We start from the raw sequence: 3,628 nt of genomic DNA on the forward strand, positions 1-3,628 counted from the left end.
GCAGCCGCCGGCGGCACTGTGGATCCGAGAATCGACAAGGCCGTGCCACGGTATTTCACCCTCAATGGCAAGGCGGGCTACGAGTCGCTGGGCATTACCCGAAACGAGGCTCTCAACCGGACGCGGATGGAGGACACGCTCATTTCCGGCTCAGCCCGGCACATCGATTCCCGCGACCTCAGCCTGGGTTACACATCCGATTCGGTCAGTACCGGCCAGCTGGTACGCCTGGTCAACCCGGGCATCGTGTCCCACCAGATGCACTTTCACGGTAATCACTTGTGGACCGTACGCCGCAATGGCTTCGACTTCCCCCGTACCGGCGGCTTCATCGACGATGACGGACATGTCGTGCTTCAGCAGTGGGAGGACGTCATCGAGCTGGAAGCGATGGACCGGAAGGAAAGCCTGATCCCGATTAAGCGTCCGCCGGATTGCACCGAGAACGTATGGAAGAACCGCAACGTTGACTGGCACTACCCAATGCACTGCCACGCTGAGCCGTCCCAGACGGCAGCGGGTGGGATGTACCCAGGCGGTCTCGTGGGTCACTGGACCCTGGCAGCCCCGATAACAGGAGCAATCTGATGACTACTTCAGCCCACGAGCATTTTTACGACAGCCAGGTCGACTTCAGCTCAAACCAGAACCAGGAAGAGAACCCGGTTACCGAATACTGGGAGGAGCCGGACGTTTCCATTGAATTGGATGTGTTCCGCCGGGACCTGCGGTTCGACGACGGCGCCGAGCACGAGATCATGTCCTTCAACGACGACGCCGGTGACCGTGCCTTCCCCGGCCCGCTGATCCGGGTCAAGGAAGGTCAAATCTTCCACGGAACCACCCACCCCAGCAAGGGACCGCACACCACCCACTGGCACGGGCTTGAACCGGATCCGCGCAACGACGGCGTCGGTCACACGTCGTTCGAAATCGAAGGGCAGTACACCTATCAATGGCAACCGGAAGTCGGCTGGCCGGGCGATCCCAACCTCGGCGGAGCAGGAACATACTTCTACCACTGTCACGTGAACACCACCCTGCACGTCCAGCTGGGCATGTTCGGACCCCTGATTGTCGATCCGGTGGTGCACCCGGTCTTTCCGGTCACCGAAGGCGTTACACGGCGGGTCTTCATCGACGGTCCGGAATACGACATCGATACGGAAACGCTGATCGCGCCGTACTCGGTGGACCCCCGCTGGCACGACTACAACCACGCGGAAGGACTATCCGGTGAGGACGTGGGCCTCAACAATTTCCAGCCAACGCACTTCTACCTGCTGGGCGGAGAGCTCGCCCACCGTCCAGGCGGAGAGCATGTCTGGAGTCTGCAGAACATGCGGGCCAACGTCGCCGGAGGTGACCGCGCGCCGACCTTGCTGCGGCTGCTCAATTGCAGCTACTCGCCGAACACCATGCGGTTTACCGACAGTACCGGGAAGCCTGTAAAGATGGCAGAGCTGATCTCCCATGATGGCCGCGCTTTCCGCGAAACCTCGCGCTATGGTCCCTGCCGGCCGTGTCATTTCACCGACTACCCGATGATGACGAGCATCGTCACTTCCGGAGCAGCGGAACGCTACGACATGCTGTTGCATCCCCCGGAAGCTGGGACCTACTACCTGACGATGGATTACTGCGACTGGATCGACAAAACGGTAATTGGCACGCGGACTGTGGAAATCACCGCGAGCTAAACCTACTGGCCCATCCAGCTTGACGCTTAGACTGGCAGGATGAGCTATGCGATTGTTGCCGCCCACGCAGGCGGCCCGGAAGTCCTGGAACTTTCTGAGACCGATGTGCCGGAACCCGGCCCTGGACAGCTGCTCGTCAAGGTGGCCGCCAGCGGGGTCAACTTCATCGAGACGTATCAGCGCAGTGGGATTTATCCAGTGGATTTCCCGTTCACGCCAGGCAGCGAGGCCGCCGGCGCAGTTACGGCGGTCGGCACCGGCGTGACCGGGTTCTCAACCGGGGACCGCGTGGCGACCGCTGAAGGCTCGGCGTCCTATGCCCAGTACATGCTTATCGATGCCGACAAGGCGCTGCCCGTACCGGAGGGAATCTCCGACCACACCGCTGCGGCGCTGCCCCTGCAGGGTATGACGGCGCACTACTTGATCAACTCCACTTTCCAGGTCAAGGCGGGGCAAACCGTATTAACCCATGCCGGCGCCGGCGGTGTGGGACTCCTCCTGACCCAGCTGCTCAAGGCCAAAGGCGCCCGGGTCATCACCACAGTCTCAAGCGATGAAAAGGAGTCGCTGGCGAGGAAAGCCGGAGCGGACGAAGTCCTCGGATATGAGGGCCTCGTGCCCAACATTAATGAGTTGACCGGCGGAACCGGCGTGGATGTCGTGTTCGACGGCGTCGGGAAGGCGACGTTTGACGACTCACTGGCGAGCCTGCGCACCCGGGGAACACTCGTGCTCTTCGGAGGCGCCTCCGGCCCGGTTCCCGAATTCGACCTGCAGCGGCTCAACGCCGGAGGATCGCTGTACGTCACCCGGCCGAAACTCGCCGACTACCTGCTGGACGCCGACGAGCGCAGATGGCGTTCCTCGGATTTGTTCAATGCAGTCCTGTCCGGCGATCTTTCCGTCAGCATCGGGGCGACATACCCGCTGGCCGACGCCGCCGGAGCCCACCGCGACCTCCAGTCACGCAAGACCACCGGCAAAGTACTTCTCGTGCCGGATTCCCAGGCCGGCTAACGCTGCTCTGCCGGCCGGAACCAATCCGGCCGGCAAGCACCTTATCCCCGTTGCACGGCGCCGAGACGCTCGGCGGCCAGGGCCACCGCAGCTTCACGGGAAGCAGATGCCTCATCCGCAGTGAGAGTACGATCCGGAGCACGGAACCTCATGCTGAATGCCAGCGACTTCCGCCCGTCCTCGATTCCCGTTCCCGAATACACGTCGAAGAGGGAAACATCCTCCAACAGGTCTCCCGCACCTTCGCGGAGAACCTCGAGCAGCTCGCTGGCCGGCACGCCGGCATCAACGACAAGGGCAACGTCCTGGGTCGCAACCGGATAAGTGGGAATCGGCTTGGCGACGATAACGTCTGCGGCCGCTTCGAACAGCGCATCGAGGTCCAGCTCCACCGCGACAGTCCTGGCCGGCGCGTCCATGGCTGCCAACACCTTCGGGTGAAGTTCTCCGGCAAAGCCGAGCACCGTTCCGGACCGGAGCAACAGCTGCGCGGTCCGGCCAGGGTGGAACGCCTGATGCTGTCCCTGCCTTGTGATCACCTCAACGCCGAGCACTGAACCGACCAGCCCGGCAACATCCAACGCATCCGCCCAATCGTATGCGCGGGGATCGTGTCCCGCCCCGGACGGCGAATCACCTCCGGACATGACCACACCCAAATGCTGGGGTTGATCCGGTATGCCGGCCAGCAGTGAGTCAATGACTTCCGGTGGCGGCAGCGCTCCCAGTCCGGGAATTTCTGCCGTCCCGTGCTGTTCCCCGGGCAGGAACACCAGGCCCGTCTCGTAGAGCGCCACATCCCGGAATCCGCGGGAAACGTTGCGTTTCAGTACATCCAGGAGCCCCGGCAGCACAGAAGTCCGCAGGAACGGTTCTTCGGCACTGATCGGATTGGCCAGCCGTATCGC

4 protein-coding genes are annotated in these 3,628 nt (G+C 62.6%); 3 read left to right on the forward strand and 1 reads right to left on the reverse strand.

Annotated elements, in window-relative coordinates; all coding sequences use genetic code 11:
* From Y707_RS26475 to Y707_RS0115220, 3 genes are all read left to right on the forward strand, one after another.
* The coding region (locus Y707_RS26475; protein WP_035781925.1) for a hypothetical protein at positions 1 to 588 on the forward strand (588 nt) is incomplete at its 5' end.
* Positions 588 to 1,700, forward strand: a complete 1,113-nt coding sequence (locus Y707_RS29995; RefSeq protein ID WP_081744917.1) for a multicopper oxidase domain-containing protein — start codon at positions 588 to 590, stop codon at positions 1,698 to 1,700. The genes Y707_RS26475 and Y707_RS29995, both read left to right, overlap by 1 nt.
* Before the next feature lie 39 nt (positions 1,701 to 1,739).
* Positions 1,740 to 2,720: a quinone oxidoreductase family protein gene (locus tag Y707_RS0115220; protein WP_026535725.1), complete on the forward strand. Its 981-nt coding sequence runs from the start codon at positions 1,740 to 1,742 to the stop codon at positions 2,718 to 2,720.
* A 41-nt stretch (positions 2,721 to 2,761) separates the two neighbouring features.
* Here Y707_RS0115220 and Y707_RS26485 read toward each other — a convergent pair.
* Positions 2,762 to 3,628: phenylalanine--tRNA ligase subunit beta-related protein (locus Y707_RS26485; RefSeq protein WP_035781927.1), on the reverse strand; the 867-nt coding region annotated here is incomplete at its 5' end.

Origin of the sequence: Arthrobacter sp. H14, from assembly GCF_000520495.1 — a bacterium.
GTDB lineage: Bacteria > Actinomycetota > Actinomycetes > Actinomycetales > Micrococcaceae > Arthrobacter_C.